Below are 686 nucleotides of genomic sequence, written 5' to 3' on the forward strand. Positions count from 1 at the left end.
CAAGTGTAGAAAGTGGCTGGCGTTTTCGGCCAGAATCACTTGTCATTCTCGGAACACACAAGAGGTAAGATGAATTCGATGTTTGTCGTAGATGGGCTCAGTCCATTGCCTTGCGTTAACAAAGGCACTGCATCGCCAAACTGCGGCTAAAACAATGCCAATGAACAAAACGACAATGAAGGCTTCGAGCTGATGCTGGGTAAACTGAATCAACTTTTCAGACAGTTCACACTTACTCGGCTCTTTGACTTTATCAGCTTTAACAACATGAGCATCATCGCTAGATAAAGCAGAAACCAAGGTTTGGTCATCACTCATCGAGCATGCCGAAACCAAACCAGAATTTTGCATCAGACACACGACGATGACCCAGCCAATCATTGCTAGCAGCCATTTCGCGCGCTTTTGAGGCGTGCCTTGTCGTGAAATCAATAAGCTCATAAAAAGTCAGATAAAGATGGACACGCAGAAAATAATACGCAAGTTGTCGTAAAGCTCAAGTCGTTCGACCTTGCTTGCCGATATGATTGGTAAATAATTGTGATAACCTTAAACCCATCGCTTTTTGCAACACGCTCATTATGCTCAATAAAGTTAATCTCGCCGACATTCGCTCGTTTGTTTTGATCGCCCAACTTGGCAACTTCACCAAAGCGGCGGAAGCTCTTTCCGTATCTCGTTAGATC

The 686-nt window shown here is 44.3% G+C and carries 1 protein-coding gene and 1 pseudogene; one reads left to right on the forward strand and one right to left on the reverse strand.

Annotation, left to right across the window (positions count from 1 at the left end):
* Nucleotides 1-42: 42 nt before the first annotated feature.
* Nucleotides 43-441 (reverse strand): hypothetical protein, encoded by a 399-nt coding sequence (locus tag R7Z50_RS27730; RefSeq protein WP_318149786.1) that lies wholly within the window; start codon nucleotides 439-441, stop codon nucleotides 43-45.
* A gap of 140 nt (nucleotides 442-581) precedes the next feature.
* On the opposite strand from R7Z50_RS27730, the pseudogene R7Z50_RS27735 reads away from it, so the two are divergent.
* A pseudogene (locus R7Z50_RS27735) lies at nucleotides 582-680 on the forward strand (LysR family transcriptional regulator); the annotation flags it as partial.
* Nucleotides 681-686 lie beyond the last annotated feature (6 nt).

The organism is Vibrio sp. 1249-1, from assembly GCF_033340495.1.